The following is a 17,579-nucleotide window of genomic DNA, read 5'->3' as shown; positions in this document are numbered from 1 at the left end:
GGGTAAGGCGAAGCCGCCACCCGGCATGAAGAGATTTCCCATGCCACATCTTTCCACCCGCGTGCTCCAGGGTCTGCTGACCCTGCTGCTCACGCTTTTCGGGCTGCTGCTCGTCACGTTTGCGCTCTCGGCTTTTTCCCCGGTCGATCGCGTGCTGCAGATCGGCGGCGATCACGCCAGCCAGTCAACCTACGATCAGGTTCGCCACCAGCTCGGGCTGGATCGGCCGCTGCCCGTGCAGTTCTGGCACTATCTGCAAAACCTCGCCCACGGTGATTTAGGCACCGCCAGCGCCACCGGACAGCCGGTGCTGCAGGACCTGCTGCGCGCCTTCCCCGCCACGCTGGAGCTGGCAACCCTGGCCTTAATCATCGGGTCCGTACTCGGCGTCATTGCCGGGGTGCTGTGCGCCCGCTACGCCGGTTCGCCGCTCGATCTCGCCATCAGAACCCTCACCCTGCTCGGCAACTCGGTGCCGATCTTCTGGCTCGGCCTGCTGATGCTGGCCCTGTTCTACGCGAAGCTGCAGTGGAGTGCGGGTCCCGGCAGGCTGGACGATATCTGGCAGTTCACCGTCGAGCCGCGCACCGGCTTTGCGCTCATAGATACCTGGCTTTCCGGCGACCGCGAGGCGTTCCGCAACGCCCTCAGCCACCTGGTGCTGCCGGTGCTGCTGCTGGCCTATTACTCGCTGGCAAGCATTACCCGCCTCACGCGATCCGCCTGCCTGAGCGAGATGAACAAAGAGTACATTCTGCTCGCCCGCGCCAAGGGTGCCGGGGAGATGGCCATCCTGCTGCGCCACGTGCTGCCGAACATTCACGGCACCCTGCTAGCGGTGATTGCGCTGGCCTACACCAGCATGCTGGAAGGTGCGGTACTGACCGAAACCGTCTTCTCGTGGCCGGGCATCGGGCGCTATCTCACCACCGCCCTGTTCGCCGGGGACACCACCGCCATCATGGGCGGCACGCTGCTGATTGGCGTCTGCTTTGTGCTGATCAATAACCTTACCGACCTGCTCGTGCGGGCAACCGATCCCAGGGTGCGCTAATGCCGTTTTATCTTTTCTTACGCCGCCTGCGCCGCTCCCCTGCCGCGTTTTGCGGGCTGGTTGCCATCGTACTGCTGGTGCTTATCGCCCTGTTCGCGCCGTGGCTCGCGCCGCTTGATCCGAACTGGCAGGACGCGGCCGCGCGCCTGCAGGCACCGAACGACCAGCACTGGCTGGGCACCGACAGCTACGGGCGCGACCTGCTTTCGCGCCTGATTTACGGCACGCGACCGGCGCTCGGGCTGGTGGCATTAGTTACCGTTATCACCCTGCCCGCCGGGCTGCTGATGGGGATTTTGTCCGGCTGCTACGGCGGCTGGATGGAGCGCATCCTGATGCGCTTTACCGACGTGGTGATGTCGATGCCGCGCCTGATCCTCGCCTTCGCGTTTGTGGCAATGCTCGGCCCGGGGCTGGTCAACGGCGCGCTGGCGCTGGCCTTAACCACCTGGCCGGCCTACGCGCGTCAGGCCCGAAGTGAAATTCAGCGTCTGCGCCACAGCGATTACCTGGCCGCCGCCGAGATGATGGGCATTCGCGGCCCGCGCCTGCTGGTCGGGCATATTCTGCCCCTTTGTCTGCCGTCCGCGATTGTGCGGCTGGCGCTGGATCTGGCAGGCATTATTCTGGCCGCCGCCGGTCTTGGCTTCCGCGGCCTTGGCGCACGTCCGCCGATGGCCGAATGGGGCGCGATGATTGCCGACGGCATGCAGGTGATTTTCGACCAGTGGTGGATTGCCGCCATTCCGGGCGGGGCCATTCTGTTTGCCAGCCTGGCCTTTAACCTGTTGGGCGACGGCCTGCGCGACGTACTGGAGCCACAGCATGACTGAACAACGCGTCATCGTCGATGCGCTGAATATCGACTACCCCGCCGCGCGCGTGGTCAACAACCTGAGCTTCACGCTTGGCAACGAGCGGCTGGCGCTGGTGGGGGAATCCGGCTCGGGCAAGTCGATGTCCGCCCGCGCCCTGATGGGGCTGGGGCGTAAGCCCGGCATCGTGAGCGCGAACCGGCTTAACGTGCTCGGCAACGACCTGCTGGCCCTGAACAGCCGCCGCTGGCAGGCGCTGCGCGGCAACGGGATTGCGATGGTCCTGCAGGACCCGCGCTACGCGCTGAATCCGGCGAAAAACGTCGCCGCCCAGCTTGATGAGGCGCTGACCCTGCATCAGCGCCTGCCCCGCGCTGAACGCCTGGCGCGCATTCACGACATCATCCGTGCCGTCGGACTTAACGAACCTGTCCTCCAGCGCTCCCCCGGCGAACTCTCGGGCGGCATGGGCCAGCGGGTGATGATTGCGATGGCGCTGATCAACAATCCGCAGGTGCTGATTGCCGACGAACCCACTTCCGCACTGGACGCCCGCCTGCGCAACCAGATCCTCGAACTGCTGGTGCAGCAGTGCGAAGAACGCCAGATGGCGATGCTGCTCATCAGCCACGATCTGCCGCTGGTGGCGGAGCACTGCGACCGCGTGCTGGTGATGTATCAGGGCGAAAAAGTCGATGAGATGGCGGCAAGCCAGCTCCCGCAGGCGACGCATCCGTACACGCGCACCCTGTGGACCTGCCGTCCGAACGCCGGTAGCTATGGACAGATGCTGCCGACACTGGACCGCTCGCAGCCGTGGAAGGAGGTGAACAATGGCTCTCGTTGACGTAAACCGGCTCCAGGTGAGCTTCGGGGAGAAAACGGCGGTCTCCGCCGCCAGCTTTGCTATTGAGAAAGGCGAGACCTTCAGCCTGATCGGTGAATCCGGCTGCGGGAAATCGACTATTCTGCGCGTGCTGGCGGGGCTGCAGCGCGAGTGGAACGGCCGCATTTCGATCCTGGGAGAAGCGTTACGGCCAGGACGACGTTTTGAAGGCGAGCTTCGCCGCAACGTGCAGATGGTGTTTCAGGATCCGTGGGCCTCTTTGCACCCGAACCACACCGTTGCGCGTACCCTGTCAGAGCCGTTAAACATCCACGGTGAAACTCAGGTTGCCGAAATGATGGCGGATGCGCTACAGCAGGTGGGGCTTTCCGCCGACGCGGGTAAACGTTATCCGCATCAGCTTTCCGGCGGCCAGCGCCAGCGCGTTGCCATTGCCCGCGCGCTGCTGCTGCGCCCGCAGCTACTCCTGCTGGACGAGCCGACCTCGGCGCTGGATATGTCGGTGCAGGCGGAAATCCTGAACCTGCTCAACCGCCTGAAGGCCGAGCACGGCATGACCTATCTGCTGGTGAGCCACGACGCGGACGTGGTTGCGCATATGTCAGACCGGGCGGCGTTTATGGCGCACGGGGAGATCCAGCGGGTGTTTGACCGTGAGGCAATGTTGAGGGGCGAGCACAGAATGGGGTAAACCGTGCGGCGGCGAGCGCCGCACGGGTTTCGTAGGCCGGGTAAGGCGTCGCCGCCACCCGGCAACAAATCACTTCAGCAGCTTCACCGTGGCATCAATGTCGATTTCATCTTCGGTGAAGATCATCGTCGTATTCTGGAAGGTGGTGATCGCCAGCTTTTTCACCGAACGCGTTTCGCCCGGCTTTTTATCGGACTTCGGCTTGATGCTGTTCATCAGCAGCCCTACCGACAGCACCGCGTTCTCTTTATCGATTTTGGCATCAACCGGCTCTTCTTCGCTGAACACCACGAAGGATTTGATCGAGGTGAGCTTCACGCGCTCGCCCGCAATATAGAGGTGCTTACTTTCGGGGATCACCTTCACCGCGTAGGCGGAGAGGCCTTTATTGTTGGTGGTTGGCTCGAAGGTCACCGCGGCATCTTTTTTAATTAGATCAGGGTTCGCGACCTTAATCACATGAAAATAGCGGTTGTCGCCGTTTTCATCTTTGATAAATCCAAAGCCTTTATCTTTAAACCACGTTGTGATTGTACCGTTCATCGCTGTTACCGCCTGTCAGATCGTAATGACTAAAGTTTTGCAGCGCGCAGTGTAATGCACAATGGCGGAGGAGACAAAAAAAAGCCCCTGCACGGGGGCAGGGGAAAACTCATGTCAGAGCTTATTAGTATTTAGTTAAACACCATTCCACCGTCGATCAATAAGGACTGGCCGGTCATATAGTCAGAGTCTGGCCCGGCGAGGTATGAAACGCAGGCGGCGACATCTTCCGGCTCGGACAGGCGGCCAAGCGTAATGCGTTTGGCAAAGGTTTCGGTGCCGTAGCCGAGCGGTTTACCCGCCGCCTCGGACACCTGACGGTCGATCTCCGCCCACATCGGCGTTTTCACGATGCCCGGGCAGTAGGCGTTAACGGTGATCCCCAGCGGCGCGAGATCCCGCGCGGCGGTCTGGGTTAAGCCGCGCACCGCGAACTTGCTGGAACTGTAGACGGCCAGCTCCGGGTTACCGGTGTGACCCGCCTGGGAGCAGGCGTTGATGATCTTGCCGCCGTGCCCCTCTTTGCGAAACGCGTCGATCGCGGCCTGAATGCCCCAGATCACCCCTTTCACGTTGATGTTGTAGACCTTGTCGACAATCTCCGGGGTGATGGATTCGATTGGCGTGGACGGCGCTACCCCGGCGTTATTGACGATCACGTCGAAGCCGCCCAGCTCAGTGCGGGCTTTCTCCACCGCCGCAAACACCTGCTCGCGGTCAGAAACATCGACCTTCACGGCGACGGCTTTACCGCCGTTGCGGATGATTTCGTCGGCAACGGCTCTCGCCGTCTCATAGTTATAGTCGGCGATGGCAACGGCAAAGCCATCTTTCACCAGGCGCAGCGCGATCGCTTTACCAATCCCCTGGCCTGAGCCTGTTACGAGAGCAACTTTTTGCATTTCTCTGTCCTTATATTGATTCACAAAATCTGGCTGAGATGGAGCTGGCCCATCAGCAGCGGGTTATCGCTGTAGTCGACGGGAATGGCTACCACCGCGGGGCCGTCGACATCCATTGCCGCGCGCAGCGTCGGCTCAAGCGCGTCCGCGCTCTCCACGGCGAAGCCCTTCGCGCCGAAGGCGTCGGCATAAGCTTTGAAATCGACCGGGCCGAACTCGACGCCGGAAAGACGCTGGTATTTTTTCTCTTCCTGAATGGCGACCATGTTGTAGCCGTTATCCACCCAGATGATGTGCAGCACGTTGGCGTTGAGGCGCACCGCGGTTTCCAGCTCCATGCTTGACTGCAGGAAGCCGCCGTCGCCGGAGACCGACACCACTTTGCGCCCCGGATTCACCAGCCACGCGCCGATCGCCCACGGCAGCGCGACGCCCATGGTCTGCTGACCGTTGGAGATCATCACCTGACGCGCCCGGAAGCTGTAGAGGTAGCGGGCGATCCAGATGTGGAAGCTGCCCATATCCACGGTGAGCGTTACGTCGTTATTCACGATGTCCTGCATGGCCCGGACGATGCGCAGCGGATGCAGCGCAAACTGGTTGAGCGAGGCGCCGCGGCGATCGAGCAGATCGCGCTGATGCTGGCGATCGACCAGAATCTCTGATGCCCGCTGGCTCAGCTCCAGCTTATGCTCGATGCGGTTAGCGAGCAGGTTCAGGGTTTCGGCGATGTCCCCCACCAGCTCCAGATCCGGCACGTAGTTACGTTCTTCATAGGCGGGCAGCACGTCAATGGGGACCAGCGTGGCGTCGCCGCTGTTCCACATGGACGGCTCGTACTCCACCGGGCTGTAGCCGATGCAGATAATCAGGTCCGCCAGATGCAGCAGCCGGTCGCCCGCCTGGTTGTTAAAGAGGCCGACGCGTCCGGCGAAGCGGGTGAAGTGCTCCTGATTCACCGCCCCGGCGGCCTGATAGGTGCTGGTGACCGGAATGCGGCTTTTCTCCAGCAGCGTGCGCAGCGCGGCGCTGTTCGCGGGTTGGCTGGCCATCAGGCCGAGCAAAATGACCGGATTTTTGGCGTTTTCGATAAGCTTCGCCACGTCGTTAATGGCGGATTCCGGCGCCGGGCCCATCAGCGCAGGGCCGCTGGCAGGTAAAATTGCGCCCGTGGCGGGCTGGTCGACAATATCCTGCGGCAGGCTGACGAACGCGCCCCCCGGTCTGCCGTGCTCGGCCGCGCGAAACGCGTTCGATACCACCTCGGCAATCGCGTCCGGTGAACTGACTTCTACAGCGTATTTGGTGACCGGGCTGAACATGGCGACGGTGTCCATGCTCTGGTGCACCTGCTTGGCTTTATCCGCCCGCTTCACCGCCCCGCCCAGCGCAACCACCGGGTCGCCTTCGCTGTTGGCGGTGGCGATGCCGGTGATCAGGTTCGAACAGCCCGGTCCGGAGGTGACCAGCGCGACCCCGGCCTTGCCGGTTAACCGCCCTACCGCCGCCGCCATAAACGCCGCGTTCGCCTCGTGGCGGACGGGAATAATCTCGATGGAGGAGTCCAGCAGGGAGTCAAAGACCTTGTCGATTTTCGCACCCGGAATGCCGAACACCTGCTTCACGCCCTGCGCTTCCAGCTGGCCGACAACCATATCGGCGCCGTGCGCCCACTGACGTGACTGTTTCTCACTGTTCACGGTAGTTCTCCTGTTAGTTTTCGACGGAACGGATCGCTGCATCAAGATTGCTGGGGTGAAGGTTTGCCTGTAAAAACGCGCTGTCAGCGGGCAGATCAATCATGAGCTTGTGAATTTCACCGAAGGTGAGCACGCCGCTCTCCAGCTGGTAGTCGAGCAGATGTCCCCCGCCCTGACGGTCGTCGGTGATAAAGTGTTCGTGATAGCCCGCCACGTTAATGCCCTGCATATGCTGCGGCGTGCGGAACCCGACCAGCACCCCTTCGCGCTGGTTAAAGCGGAACACTGGCTGGTCGTCCAGCACGTCGGTCATCGCGCGGTACGGCGGCGTCTGGCGCGGTACGGTGCGGGTGTGGGCATGGCGGAAGTTGCCGTCGATGCGCAGCGCGCAGAACAGGTTGTCAGAGGGGATTTGCTGGTCGATCGCGTCGTGGATCTGCTGACGGCTGACCGGGCCATTGAAGGTTATCCGGTACTGGGGCTGGAACCAGGTCATCACCGCGAACGGCGTTTTCTGCTCTGGCTTCGCGGCCCGGGCGCTGCCGTCGGCGCGCAGCTGGTACACTTTGCTGCTGAAGGCAATCATTTCGCCGTCCAGCTCGTTGAAGGTGCCCAGACCAAAATCACCGTGTGCCAGCAGATCGGCGATGGTGGTCTCCCCCTCGTACACGCCGCTTAGCAGGGCGCTCATTAGCGATGTCTGATAGATCACGCTGTCAGGATGCTGGGCGGAGAACCCGCGCAGGGTCTCGCACAAGCTGGCCTCACAGTCGCAGGCAGATGAATGCATCATCACGCTCGTCCTCTTCAACTTTATTTAGAAAGGTTAAATAAATGTTGACCCGATTCAGCAGAGAGTTCCAATATAGAAACCATGGTGGTTTGAGACGTTTTTGATATGGAACTTCGTTATCTGCGGTATTTTGTCGCGGTTGCACGCGAGCGACACTTCACCAGGGCGGCCGAAGCGCTGGGTATTTCACAGCCACCTCTGAGTCAGCAGATCAAACGGCTCGAAGAGGAAGTGGGCACGCCGCTGTTCAGACGCCTGACGCGGGGCGTGGAGCTGACCGAAGCGGGAGAAGCCTTCTACGAGGACGCCTGCAAGATCCTGGCGCTGAGCGACGCCGCGCTGGAGAAAGCCCGCGGCATCGCGCGCGGGCTGAACGGCAGCCTCTCGATTGGCATCACCAGCTCCGACGCTTTTCATCCCAAAATTTTCGCGCTGATCCGTCAGTTTCAGGTGCAGAACATGGCGGTGCAGGTTCACCAGGTGGAAGCCAATATGTCTTCGCTGACGACGAAGCTGGCGGAGGGTGAACTGGATATCGCCTTCGTGCGCCTGCCGTGCGAGAGCAGCAAGGCGTTCGAGTTAACAATCCTCGACCGGGAGCCGATGGTGGTGGCGCTACATCGCGACCATCCGCTGGCAGCAAGCGGCGATCTGGCGCTGGACCAGCTGCGGGATACGCCGGTGGTGCTCTTCCCGCAGGAGGTCGCGCCGGGGCTGTATGACCGGGTTTACGGCTGCTGCGAACGGGCCGGGATCGACGTGCAGCACGCGCTGCAGTCATCACAGCTTTCGTCTTCCCTGAGCATGGTTTCCGCGGGCGGCGGGTTTGCGCTGGTGCCGAAGTCGATGGCGGCCATTTCTCCACCGAATGTCACCTATCACGCGCTGAGCTCACCTGAGCTTTATACCGATATCGCGCTCTGCTGGCGGCGCTTTGAACGCTCGCGGACGGTGAAGCGGTTTCTGGCGATGATGAGCGAGGGGTAGCGCCGGTTTGGTGGTTGTTGTAGGCCGGGTAAGGCGTAGCCGCCACCCGGCAATGCCCTTCTGGAAGCCGCCTCGCAAACCTGCAAGCAACCTTATGTAATTCAGGGGCATCCCTTTTCATCCTTTCTTCACGGTCGTAAAGTGCCTGCGTTGCGGCACATCCGTAACCGGGCGTAGGAACCCGTTAGCATAACATGACACTTTTTTGCACAACGAGGATGCTAAATGGCTACTACACCTAACTTTTCTTATGCGCTCTCGGAAGAAAGCGCTGTTCATCATCTCATCAATCTTCAGCTTTGCGATTCCGCAGATCTCTTCGAACTGGCTGACACCTGCGCCGCCTGTGTGAGCGTGCTGGTTGAAACTGACGATCCCGTGACGTTTTCTATACTTTGCGAGCGCTTGCTGGAACTGCTTAAACGCCTGCGTGAACATTGCGATACGGAACTTCCCCCGCATCTGGTTGAACGGCTCATCGCGGGGGAGAAGATCGTTTCCTGCGTGCCGGACTGCTGGCAGGAAACGGCGTTGCAGGTGGATTATGCTGTGGCGTTAACGCTGGCGGTGATGGGCGGGACACTGCCTGCGAGCGTAGCGAAAGAACTCACCGGGCTACTGCATGATATGGTCTGGTTGCTGGCGGAGTTTGTGAAGGAACCGTATATTACGGCGCATTGAGGCGGGTGATGGGAGGCCGGGGTTCTGCTGCTGCGGACGGGCGAGGATTTCGGCCAGATACCCCTCTCTTTTCCTGGTAATTGTCTATATCAAAGCATCTGTTACTCTGGCTGGGCTCAAAGGATGACAAGGATGAGAGATGCTGAATCCAGGATTCGTTACCCGCAAAGCGCTTGCTCACTGGCGGGACGTTCCCGCTTTTCTACCCCAGTTTCATTTCCATGAGAAACATCGAACGGTCATTCATACTGCTCATCCTGAAACTATTCTGCCATTGATTGCTAACTTTGACGTCCGGCAAGACCCCGTCTTTCGGCGGCTAATGTCATTACGTCAAATACCGCAGAAATTTCTGCGCAACCCGCAGCCTAACGCGATCGGCGACTTTGGTTTGCACAGCTTTACCCTTTTGAAAAGCTCAGCATCTGAGCTGTGCTATGGCTTAATCGGGCAATTCTGGCGGACAGATTTCGGTCTGGAAGACGTGCCGGATGCCAGTGCTTTTCAGACGCCAGCCGCACCGGGCAGTGCGAAACTGTTACTTCGCTATCGGATATCGGAACTGGCGCCAGGCCAACATGAACTCTGTACGGAAACGTTCGTCTATTGTCCGGACAGAAGCACTCGGCTAAGGATGACAGCTTACTGGCTGGTAATCCGGGCGGGCAGCGGCTGGATCCGTAAAAGGACGCTGAAGGCGGTCAGAGAGAATATTGAAAGTCAGACGTGAGGTGTACCTGTGAAATGTTCCGAAAGGAAACCTCGCGGGAATATTTTCCTGAATGTTTATGGGTTGAACAATGGAGGTCTTGATGAATAAGCGCGCTATTGCCTGTTTGCTCTTACTCAGTGCATTCGCTGTAAATGCTGCTGATGGCGGTAAGGGTGGTGATGGAGGAAATGGCTCTGAGGGCGGAAACGGTTCTGATGGCACCGCATCATCTAATGGCCGAGCGGGTTGTCCGGGCGGAACAGATCCGGATCCATCTGGTCATTTTTATCTTCCCGGTACAAAACAACAATGCAACCCGGGGAAGCAGGATGCAATGAAGAGCGCCAGGCAATGAGATAAAGTGTGACAATACGCTAGCTCATCCTGATTCTGTTTCCTTACCTGCCTCCTGCTCCCGGCAAAATGTTTAGCAAGGTAAAAGATAGGCATCCTCCACACTGAACGACACCGATAGATAAGCGTTTGTGGGAAGCTACTCAAAGAAAAACAGAACCACCTTAGCGCTTCTCATGAAAAAATCGATTTGATCTTTTCGGGCAGCACGAGGTTAAAAAGAGCTATCGATCCAGCGTTATTATTACAATAATGTTGACCTTATCTGGGTTCGGTATATTCATCCTTTAGTTAAGCGTCTATTCATTATGTCATTAACATAATGTTCAATCGAAATATTGTGCTCCCGATTAATATTAGAAATGAATGCGCTAAGATGCTCTTGCGATGCATGAAGGGTAGTGGCAATAAGGTTATCAAAATCGTTCTGAGTGAATCGTTTATGTCCCTTCAACGTCGAGCGCTGGAGCAAAGTGTGTGCGGACACTTCCAGGACGGCCCGCCGGTAATGATCGGACAGCAGGATGTCAAGATCGGTCTGACGAATATCAAACTCAAAATAAAAACTGACAAATCCCGATTCAACAGGTAATGAATATATAAGCCTGTTATTAAACTTATTAACATAAGGTTCGTAACCGTCCCCCATCAATCGTTGCATTTATTCTTTCCTTCTATCGTCATCAATCTGAAGCTATGTAATAAAATTTATCAAACATCTAAATGCTATACCTTTCCAAATTGGCCTCTTGCACATATTGCCATTTGACATGCTATCCTTCAGCATTAACATTAATTTATACGTACATTGAAGCTTACGGTTTTAATCTTGGTTTTTATATCTAAAAATATCAATAATTACCAATAAACATTAACAAACCAGACGCAAGCATAGTTATTAAATTTACAAGAATTAAATTAATGACTGTCATTTAATATTTTAACTGCATACTTTGCTTTAGTTTTCGATAATAAAAAACTCACTTTTGTGAATTTCATACGCTACCTCATTGCTTTCAATGAAACAATTCCTCTAAAAATTCTGAGAACGTTCCAGAAACCAATGCAACTTCTTTATCATCCATGAAAAAAACAAACACCTTCCCTAATGAATCATCAGATTTGAGAGATAGTAGAAAAGAGTTCCCCCCGTCATCATATGCAAAAGGGACCATATTGCTCAATTCGCCAAACGACTCAACAAGGTCACGATAGAGTTGTTCTATAGGCAGGTTACCATATTTTACAGGGTTAAACCCGCCAAGCATAAACGGATTACCATCTTTATTTTTATGAGGGTGCCCTCCATTATTTTTTAGATAAAAATCAAGAAATGAAGCGGGAAGTTGATTATCAAAAATCGTATTGAAAGCATTTATTTCGTATACAGTTAGTTTATTTTCTGAATCAGTAAGATACATAGTAGTTTCACCCTAACGCATATACAGATGCGGGTTTTTGTAAAGGTTGTGCTCGTATTAAATTTTACAAAAGGACTGAGTTCGCAAGTTGGTTTAATACCCACATCACCACAACAGTTTTGGAAATTATTTCTTTCATTATTTTTGATAGTGTTTCAAAAAAATATCTAACGCAGTAATATATAAATTATCACCAGACACCGCCATCAGAGATCATTCCAAAATGAAGTATCGCTCGCCCCTGTTAGCTTGATAATTTCCGATAAAGGACATGTTTTTAAAACATGTGAACCAACACCTCTGATAAATAGCTCAAAACTATCAGCTATCGATTCCCATCCATCCATAGTTTGCTCACTTGTAATAGCATAAGCTTTGCCATCATGAGTATTAAGTAAAATAGTATAAGGGTCTGATATTGCAACACATAACACAACATCTGGTCTATGCTCGCCAATCCACCAATGGTTAAACTCATCATTGTTAATACTGACTATTTTCTCCAAATAACCACCACCATGGCCGAAAGATATATTCCCCAAAGTGAAGTTATCAACATCATAATTATTGACAAACTCAATAAAATCCTTTGGGAAATTCACACGAAGTCTTTCCTCAGAAAGTTTGATATTGTTTACAGGCGACATTCTTTTTTTCAAAATCAAATCATCCATCTCTCCATTAAAAGGAGAGAACTTCTCATTTAATTTAACTTCAATTTCATTTAATGTTATTAACACAATTATTACTCTCAATTCGTATGCCAAACATCGCCATTGTCAATATGAATACGTTCAGGTTAGGGTATAGGATATGTCCCAAAATCTACATGTTAATGTATTATTGCTTTTCCTTTATAATTCACATGCTCTGGAAATACTTTAATCCAGGTTTCATCTATTTTCGGTAACTTTCCCACTTCTTTTATTCTATATAACTTGCTTTAACTTAAGGAACCCGATGCATATCAGATTATTGACTCCAAAGTTCTTGGTATTTCCTTATATTGCAGTTTGAAATAAGCATTCCTGATACTAATGTTCTGGTATCTATTGAGAATGCTTGATGAGCTCTTCCGGGGTAATGAGGATCAACCCGCGTCTGGTATGGATTGTTACCACTGACTTCATATCCCCTACATAGCCCAATCGGATCCTGTACAGTAAACCGCACAATCTGCGGGTCGTAGTAGAGGATGGATTATTAATTATATATTTGTGGTTCAAGAAAGGATTATATCATATCAAAGCTGGACGAATCTCTCACCCGGCCTTCATTCTTTTTAGCTTAAACAGTTTATTACTAGCGAGTCTAACTCTATCCATGCATCCTCTAATTTAAAAGCCAAATCTGGTTTGTTTTCCACTTTATCAAAACTAGCATACGCATTTCTTATCATTTGAGGTATTGTATATAAATACAAAGCTAATTCTTTATCTATGGACTCATTATTTTTCAATAGGTTAGCAAGTTTCTCTAAACCAGAAACCAAGTCATTATACTGCTCATCATTGAAAATCATATTAATCCTAACGTTATTAACAAAATCATTTTCAATTATTTTTTTCTTTACATCACTTAACATAAATGACCTATTAAAATATTATGGTTTCGTGGGATGCCTCACCAAAATTAAAACTTTCTGATACGCCGCATCAGCATTTCGAGTAAGCAGTGTTTGTAAATTCTCTGCTGATGCCTGGCTTCTGGTGGAGGAAATCCAAGAGTCACGCGAATGCGGAGCACCTGCAACATGTTAGGCCGGTGTTATTTTATGCTAACGTGTTGTTATTATTGTTTTTTAGCCGCTCACATACTCTCTCGTTTTCAGGCGTCACCGCTCTTATGACAGTATTACCATTACATAACCTCCACGGAGCAAACCATCTCAGCGGATTCAGCGCATACTGATAAAGATTCCATCCACCATTCAACCCAATCGGATCCTGTACGATATACAGTCTATCCGAGGAGCGTAGTAGTTATATTAAACTTAATAGGTAAAACAAGCCGGAAATTAAAAAGTACTTCCCGGCGTTTTAGTTAGAATGGAAAGATACAGTTATTAAATGTATGCAAACAATCGTTTCTTGAGATACTCAATAAAATTATCAGCATAGGGTTGAACATTCTCCCCTAATGATACATATATTTTTTCCATTTCATTTGCATCAAAAAAGAACTCTTCGCCAAAATCCGTATTCGATACAACAACTCTTCCTTTTTTTAAATTATCATTTGCTATAGTATTTTGATATACTATATCTCCACCTACCGCCTCATCAAAAGGCAGGCAGTAAATACTATAAATTTCCTCACCACAGATATCTCCGCCACCATAATTGTTTAAAAACCACTTATAGCTAGCAGGAAAAGTCACTGATAATGCTTTTTCGGCAGCATCGATCCAGTCACTTCCTGGAGAATCTTCAGACGTTCCCATGTTGATTAAATCAGAATGTTTATCAAAAAGCTCTACTAATTCTTCTCTGCTCATAGGAAATCACTCGCTCTGTTTGTCCAATATTGTTTACGCCATGTATCAAATACAGATCTATCTATACCAGATGGGATTGTGTTTGGATTTATGTGTATTATTCCATGGTTAGTTTTATGGAATGTTTGACTCATCTCCGCAATTGGGCCATCTTGAGTTTGTAACATATGATGTAAATTAACTGCATTTCCATCATATCCAACAGGTGCACGGCCTGTAGCCATTCGCTCTACGTTCGTTCCCCTGAAAACTTTTCCTTTTTCACGCCAAGTTGTCATCAATTCAGGATCAAATAAATCATCCCGCTGATAAACTTTATTTCCGTTAAATTCTATTGGTTCATTTTTCCAAAACTTCCTGTTTTGCCCAGAAGAATTACAAGCAGCAAGACCCAGCGGATCAATCCACCCCAACGGGTTCGGAGCATACTGGTAAAGGTTCCACCCGCCGTTCAGCCCAATCGGATCCTGCACAATAAACCGCCCGACCTGCGGGTCGTAGTAGCGGAACAGGTTATAGTGCAGCCCCGTTTCACCGTCAGCATACTGCCCGGCATAGCGAAGCGGCTGGTGAGCCATTGCCGAGCGATTCACAAGCCGTGAAAACCCTTCGCTCTGATGGCGCACTTCGCCAAAGCTGCCGTACTGGCCGCTCCAGCGCACCGCGCCGCGCTCGTCGGTCACTTCCAGCGGCGCGCCGTTCAGGTCGGTGTTGAACCAGTAAATCTCCCCGCTGCTCTGGTCACGAAGGTGATCCACCCGCGCCAGCGGGCTCCAGGCCTCATTCGGGTCGTAAATATACGTGCTGCACAGCCCGCTCTCCTGCTGCTCCTGCAGCAGGCGGTAGCCCTGCCACAGGAAGCGGGTGTTGGTAGTGCCGTGCGTCGTGGTGACGATTTTGTGCGTGCGGCGGCCCAGCGCGTCGTAGTGATAGCGCGCCTCAAACCGTCCTTCCGGCCCGGTTCCCCGGGCGAACACCAGACGGTTCTCGGCGTCATAGGCATAATGCTGTTCATACAGCCCGTTGCGGCGGCTGACCAGGTTGCCCCAGTGGTCGTATTTCATAAATAGCGCCTGCCAGTGCTGCAGGCGGTTATCCGTGACCGGTACCGGATCGTCATTGGCGGCGAGATTATCCGCGGCGTCGTAGCTGAACTGCGCGCGGCTGTGCCCCTGGCGGGCCTCGTAGTGCTTCAGCAGGCGCCCTTCGGCGTCGTAGCCGTAGTCCACCTCACCGCGCAGGGTGTCGCTGACGCCGGAAAGTTCGCCGCGTGCGGTGTAGCGATACAGGCGTTCCAGTAGCGCCTGCTCCGGCAGGGTCACGTCCGTGCTCAATTCGCTGCGCTGCAGGGTGCGTCTGCCGAGGCTGTCATACTGGCGGATCTGATCGCGCGCGCCCTGAGTACGGCGCACCTCGCGGTGCAGGCGGTCGCGGGTGAACTCGGTCACCAGCTGCTGCCCGAAGCGGATGGCGCTGACGTGGCCGGAGCCGTAGTGCAGCCAGGCCAGCTTTTGCTCGCCGGGCAGCGTCAGGCCGGTCAGGTTGCTCAGAGCATCCCATTCGTAGCCCACCTCGCCGTTAATGCCGGACTCGCTCAGCACGCGTCCGGCGGCATCGTGGCGATAAGCAATCTCATCGCTTTCGATACCCAGGGCAACGCCTTCGGCCGTCGGCGTGCGGCGGATGCGGGTGATCTGGCCGCTCAGGTCGCGGAAGTAACGGTACTCCGCGTGGCGCTGAGTGCGCCCGATCAGCAACCCGCTGTCGTCATAGCTGAACTGCTGGACGCGACGGGCGATACCGCCGTCGGCGGCAGGTCGGCCGTTTTCTTCGAGCGCGCAGAGGAACCCTCGCGCGTCCCACTGCATATGGCGCACGGTCTCGTCCGGTCGCGTTTCGCTGAGCGGGCGACCCACGGCGTCGTAGGTGAAGCGGTATTCCGCCCCGTTGCCGTTATCGAGTCGCAGCAGGTTACCGCGCGGGTCGTAGCGCCACTGGCGCACGCGGCCAATACGGTCGGTAAGGCTGACCGGGAGGCCGAGCGCGTTATAGGCCCAGCTCACCTCGCTTTCCAGCGGGTCGCGCCAGCCCGTGAGCTGGCCGCGTTCGTTCCACACCAGCGACTCGCGGCTGCCGTCCGGATGGATCACGACGCTCAGCAGCCCGGCACGGCTCCACTCCCGCCGCGTGATATTCCTTTCCGCATCCTCGCTGGCAATCAGTTGCCCGAAGCGGTCGTAGGTGAAGCGGGTGACGCTGCCGGAGCAGTCGGTGCGCTGCGTCAGCAGCCCCTGGTGGTTCCAGACCAGACGCACCACGCCGCCGATGGCGTCGGTGATGCTCTCGGGCAGGTTTTCTTCATCGTCGGGATAGCGATACGCGGTGGTGCTACCGGCCGGATCCGTCTCCGACAGCAGACGACCGCGAAGGTCGTACATGGCCTGCGCAGAGGTGCCGTCCGGGTACACCGTGCGGGTGATGCGGTCGGTCAGGCGATGCCAGTGATACTCCGTGCGGCGGCCCGCCGGGTCCGTCTCGCTGGTCATGCGGCCGTATTTGTCCCACGTGCTGCGGCGCATCGCGCCGCCCGGCAGAATGACGTCGCAGAGCTCGCCGTCGCGGTAAACAAACGTCGTCTGGCGGCCGTCGTAATCCGTGAAGCGCGCGACGTTGTCGTCGTCGTCCACCAGCCAGTGCGCCTGCGCACCGTCTTCGCGGGTCGCGCGGCGGGTGCCGTTGTCAAAATCGTATTCGAACGTCAGCTGTTCGCCGCCGCTGTGGCGGAAGCCGACCACGCGCGGCAGGCCGTCAATCTCCCGCCAGCGGTATTCGCTCAGCAGGCCGTTGGCGTCCTCGTGGGCGCTCATCAGCCCGTCCTGCCAGCGGAAGCGTCGGCGCACGCTACCGCCCCGGCCGGTCACGGAGACCAGCTGGCGCTGTTCATCATAAGCGTAACTGACCAGGCAGATCTCGTCATCCAGCCAGGCGCCGAGGAGCCTGTCACGGTCGTAGCGGCAGACCACGCGCTGGCCCGCGCTGTCGGTCAGGGCATGCAGGGTATTATTCGCATTCCACTCGAAGAGGATATCGTTGCCGCAGGGTTCAGAGATGCGCTGGAGCAGCGAAGGGGCATCATCCTTAAGCGGCGCATAGTGCCAGCGCTCGCCGCTGACGTCATACACCGACCAGCTGTCGTCCTGATGATGTTCAAGCCAGTTTTTTTCACTTTCGCAGTAGGTGCGCAGCCCTTTCGGGACCTTCGGGAAGGCGACGTAATCGCCGGACGGTGCGCGCCACACCAGGCCGTCCTGATACGGCTCCAGGCGGCTTTCCCAGAACAGGCTCCAGCCGCGGCCCAGCACGCTGTCGCCGGGGTTGCCGCTGCGCCAGTAGCGCTGCCAGCGCACCGGAAGACGGGAAGGCAGGACGAAGTCCAGCTCATCATCCCCGCTGAGAAACTTCTGTCCGCTGACGATATCCACCGGGCGGGCGATGATCCCCGCTGCCGCCACGCCGGTCATCAGCGTGCCGGCGCGACAGGCGATACGGGCCAGCTTGTTGATGCCGGGGATTTTGCCCAGC

Annotated in this window: 19 protein-coding genes; 8 read left to right on the top strand and 11 right to left on the bottom strand. The window is 55.3% G+C overall.

The window, feature by feature from the left end:
* Positions 1–40: 40 nt before the first annotated feature.
* Genes ENTMO_RS0106670 through ENTMO_RS0106655 form a run of 4 tightly spaced genes read left to right on the top strand, consistent with a single transcriptional unit; the run spans position 41 to position 3,407 of the window.
* On the top strand, positions 41–1,054 hold the full coding sequence (locus ENTMO_RS0106670) for an ABC transporter permease (RefSeq protein WP_010428365.1): 1,014 nt from the start codon (positions 41–43) through the stop codon (positions 1,052–1,054).
* Positions 1,054–1,887: an ABC transporter permease gene (locus ENTMO_RS0106665; RefSeq protein WP_010428363.1), complete on the top strand. Its 834-nt coding sequence runs from the start codon at positions 1,054–1,056 to the stop codon at positions 1,885–1,887. Before ENTMO_RS0106670 ends, ENTMO_RS0106665 begins: the two co-directional genes overlap by 1 nt.
* Complete coding sequence (locus ENTMO_RS0106660; RefSeq protein ID WP_010428362.1) at positions 1,880–2,716, top strand: ABC transporter ATP-binding protein; 837 nt, start codon at positions 1,880–1,882, stop codon at positions 2,714–2,716. The genes ENTMO_RS0106665 and ENTMO_RS0106660 overlap by 8 nt, the downstream gene beginning before the upstream one ends.
* Positions 2,703–3,407: an ABC transporter ATP-binding protein gene (locus tag ENTMO_RS0106655; RefSeq protein ID WP_010428357.1), complete on the top strand. Its 705-nt coding sequence runs from the start codon at positions 2,703–2,705 to the stop codon at positions 3,405–3,407. Before ENTMO_RS0106660 ends, ENTMO_RS0106655 begins: the two co-directional genes overlap by 14 nt.
* Before the next feature lie 69 nt (positions 3,408–3,476).
* Here ENTMO_RS0106655 and ENTMO_RS0106650 read toward each other — a convergent pair whose 3' ends face one another.
* From ENTMO_RS0106650 to budA, 4 genes are all read right to left on the bottom strand, one after another.
* Positions 3,477–3,950 carry a cold-shock protein gene (locus ENTMO_RS0106650; RefSeq protein WP_010428355.1) on the bottom strand — a complete coding sequence of 158 codons (474 nt, stop codon included), beginning with the start codon at positions 3,948–3,950 and terminating at the stop codon, positions 3,477–3,479.
* A 131-nt stretch (positions 3,951–4,081) separates the two neighbouring features.
* Entirely contained in the window at positions 4,082–4,852 is a 771-nt protein-coding gene (locus ENTMO_RS0106645; RefSeq protein ID WP_010428353.1) for a (S)-acetoin forming diacetyl reductase, read from the bottom strand.
* A 20-nt stretch (positions 4,853–4,872) separates the two neighbouring features.
* Positions 4,873–6,594 (bottom strand): acetolactate synthase AlsS, encoded by a 1,722-nt coding sequence (gene alsS / locus ENTMO_RS0106640; RefSeq protein ID WP_411326750.1) that lies wholly within the window; start codon positions 6,592–6,594, stop codon positions 4,873–4,875.
* Complete coding sequence (gene budA, locus ENTMO_RS0106635; RefSeq protein ID WP_010428351.1) at positions 6,566–7,345, bottom strand: acetolactate decarboxylase; 780 nt, start codon at positions 7,343–7,345, stop codon at positions 6,566–6,568. Before budA ends, alsS begins: the two co-directional genes overlap by 29 nt.
* Positions 7,346–7,450: 105 nt before the next feature.
* Between budA and ENTMO_RS0106630 the strand changes: the two genes are divergently transcribed.
* The 4 genes from ENTMO_RS0106630 to ENTMO_RS25125 all read left to right on the top strand — a co-directional run bounded on the left by ENTMO_RS0106630 (position 7,451) and on the right by ENTMO_RS25125 (position 10,080).
* The gene (locus ENTMO_RS0106630; protein ID WP_010428349.1) at positions 7,451–8,332 is read left to right on the top strand and encodes a LysR family transcriptional regulator; all 882 of its coding nucleotides are present in this window, start codon (positions 7,451–7,453) and stop codon (positions 8,330–8,332) included.
* Between the two features lie 225 nt (positions 8,333–8,557).
* Complete coding sequence (locus ENTMO_RS0106625) at positions 8,558–9,013, top strand: hypothetical protein (protein ID WP_010428348.1); 456 nt, start codon at positions 8,558–8,560, stop codon at positions 9,011–9,013.
* A 139-nt stretch (positions 9,014–9,152) separates the two neighbouring features.
* Positions 9,153–9,743, top strand: coding sequence for a hypothetical protein (locus ENTMO_RS0106620; protein WP_010428347.1), 591 nt, complete (start codon positions 9,153–9,155; stop codon positions 9,741–9,743).
* An 82-nt stretch (positions 9,744–9,825) separates the two neighbouring features.
* On the top strand, positions 9,826–10,080 hold the full coding sequence (locus ENTMO_RS25125) for a hypothetical protein (RefSeq protein ID WP_071985409.1): 255 nt from the start codon (positions 9,826–9,828) through the stop codon (positions 10,078–10,080).
* A gap of 279 nt (positions 10,081–10,359) precedes the next feature.
* Here ENTMO_RS25125 and ENTMO_RS0106610 read toward each other — a convergent pair whose 3' ends face one another.
* From ENTMO_RS0106610 to ENTMO_RS23915, 7 genes are all read right to left on the bottom strand, one after another.
* Positions 10,360–10,740 carry a hypothetical protein gene (locus ENTMO_RS0106610; RefSeq protein ID WP_010428345.1) on the bottom strand — a complete coding sequence of 127 codons (381 nt, stop codon included), beginning with the start codon at positions 10,738–10,740 and terminating at the stop codon, positions 10,360–10,362.
* A gap of 355 nt (positions 10,741–11,095) precedes the next feature.
* Entirely contained in the window at positions 11,096–11,500 is a 405-nt protein-coding gene (locus tag ENTMO_RS0106605) for an SMI1/KNR4 family protein (RefSeq protein WP_010428344.1), read from the bottom strand.
* A 206-nt stretch (positions 11,501–11,706) separates the two neighbouring features.
* The gene (locus ENTMO_RS25120) at positions 11,707–12,240 is read right to left on the bottom strand and encodes an SMI1/KNR4 family protein (RefSeq protein ID WP_071985417.1); all 534 of its coding nucleotides are present in this window, start codon (positions 12,238–12,240) and stop codon (positions 11,707–11,709) included.
* Between the two features lie 92 nt (positions 12,241–12,332).
* On the bottom strand, positions 12,333–12,419 hold the full coding sequence (locus ENTMO_RS26480) for a hypothetical protein (protein ID WP_237702320.1): 87 nt from the start codon (positions 12,417–12,419) through the stop codon (positions 12,333–12,335).
* Between the two features lie 363 nt (positions 12,420–12,782).
* Complete coding sequence (locus tag ENTMO_RS0106595; protein ID WP_010428341.1) at positions 12,783–13,085, bottom strand: hypothetical protein; 303 nt, start codon at positions 13,083–13,085, stop codon at positions 12,783–12,785.
* Positions 13,086–13,565: 480 nt separating this feature from the next.
* Positions 13,566–13,997: an SMI1/KNR4 family protein gene (locus ENTMO_RS0106590; protein WP_010428339.1), complete on the bottom strand. Its 432-nt coding sequence runs from the start codon at positions 13,995–13,997 to the stop codon at positions 13,566–13,568.
* The coding region (locus ENTMO_RS23915) for an RHS repeat-associated core domain-containing protein (protein ID WP_237702313.1) at positions 13,994–17,579 on the bottom strand (3,586 nt) is incomplete at its 5' end. The genes ENTMO_RS23915 and ENTMO_RS0106590, both read right to left, overlap by 4 nt.

The sequence above is a fragment of the Enterobacter mori LMG 25706 genome (assembly GCF_000211415.1).
Lineage (GTDB): Bacteria > Pseudomonadota > Gammaproteobacteria > Enterobacterales > Enterobacteriaceae > Enterobacter > Enterobacter mori.
Note: the sequence above shows the minus strand (reverse complement) of the source record. Positions and strands in the feature narration are given on the sequence as shown.

Bases quoted from the DNA above. Each gene is read 5' to 3' on its own strand.
- ENTMO_RS0106605 (WP_010428344.1), bottom strand. From the start codon at position 11,500: ATGTATCTTACTGATTCAGAAAATAAACTAACTGTATACGAAATAAAT.
- ENTMO_RS0106610 (WP_010428345.1), bottom strand. From the start codon at position 10,740: ATGCAACGATTGATGGGGGACGGTTACGAACCTTATGTTAATAAGTTT.
- ENTMO_RS0106655 (WP_010428357.1), top strand. From the start codon at position 2,703: ATGGCTCTCGTTGACGTAAACCGGCTCCAGGTGAGCTTCGGGGAGAAA.
- ENTMO_RS0106595 (WP_010428341.1), bottom strand. From the start codon at position 13,085: ATGTTAAGTGATGTAAAGAAAAAAATAATTGAAAATGATTTTGTTAAT.
- ENTMO_RS0106660 (WP_010428362.1), top strand. From the start codon at position 1,880: ATGACTGAACAACGCGTCATCGTCGATGCGCTGAATATCGACTACCCC.
- ENTMO_RS0106625 (WP_010428348.1), top strand. From the start codon at position 8,558: ATGGCTACTACACCTAACTTTTCTTATGCGCTCTCGGAAGAAAGCGCT.
- ENTMO_RS0106620 (WP_010428347.1), top strand. From the start codon at position 9,153: ATGCTGAATCCAGGATTCGTTACCCGCAAAGCGCTTGCTCACTGGCGG.
- ENTMO_RS0106630 (WP_010428349.1), top strand. From the start codon at position 7,451: ATGGAACTTCGTTATCTGCGGTATTTTGTCGCGGTTGCACGCGAGCGA.
- ENTMO_RS0106645 (WP_010428353.1), bottom strand. From the start codon at position 4,852: ATGCAAAAAGTTGCTCTCGTAACAGGCTCAGGCCAGGGGATTGGTAAA.
- ENTMO_RS0106590 (WP_010428339.1), bottom strand. From the start codon at position 13,997: ATGAGCAGAGAAGAATTAGTAGAGCTTTTTGATAAACATTCTGATTTA.
- ENTMO_RS0106665 (WP_010428363.1), top strand. From the start codon at position 1,054: ATGCCGTTTTATCTTTTCTTACGCCGCCTGCGCCGCTCCCCTGCCGCG.
- ENTMO_RS0106650 (WP_010428355.1), bottom strand. From the start codon at position 3,950: ATGAACGGTACAATCACAACGTGGTTTAAAGATAAAGGCTTTGGATTT.
- ENTMO_RS25125 (WP_071985409.1), top strand. From the start codon at position 9,826: ATGAATAAGCGCGCTATTGCCTGTTTGCTCTTACTCAGTGCATTCGCT.
- ENTMO_RS0106670 (WP_010428365.1), top strand. From the start codon at position 41: ATGCCACATCTTTCCACCCGCGTGCTCCAGGGTCTGCTGACCCTGCTG.
- budA (WP_010428351.1), bottom strand. From the start codon at position 7,345: ATGATGCATTCATCTGCCTGCGACTGTGAGGCCAGCTTGTGCGAGACC.
- alsS (WP_411326750.1), bottom strand. From the start codon at position 6,594: ATGCAGCGATCCGTTCCGTCGAAAACTAACAGGAGAACTACCGTGAAC.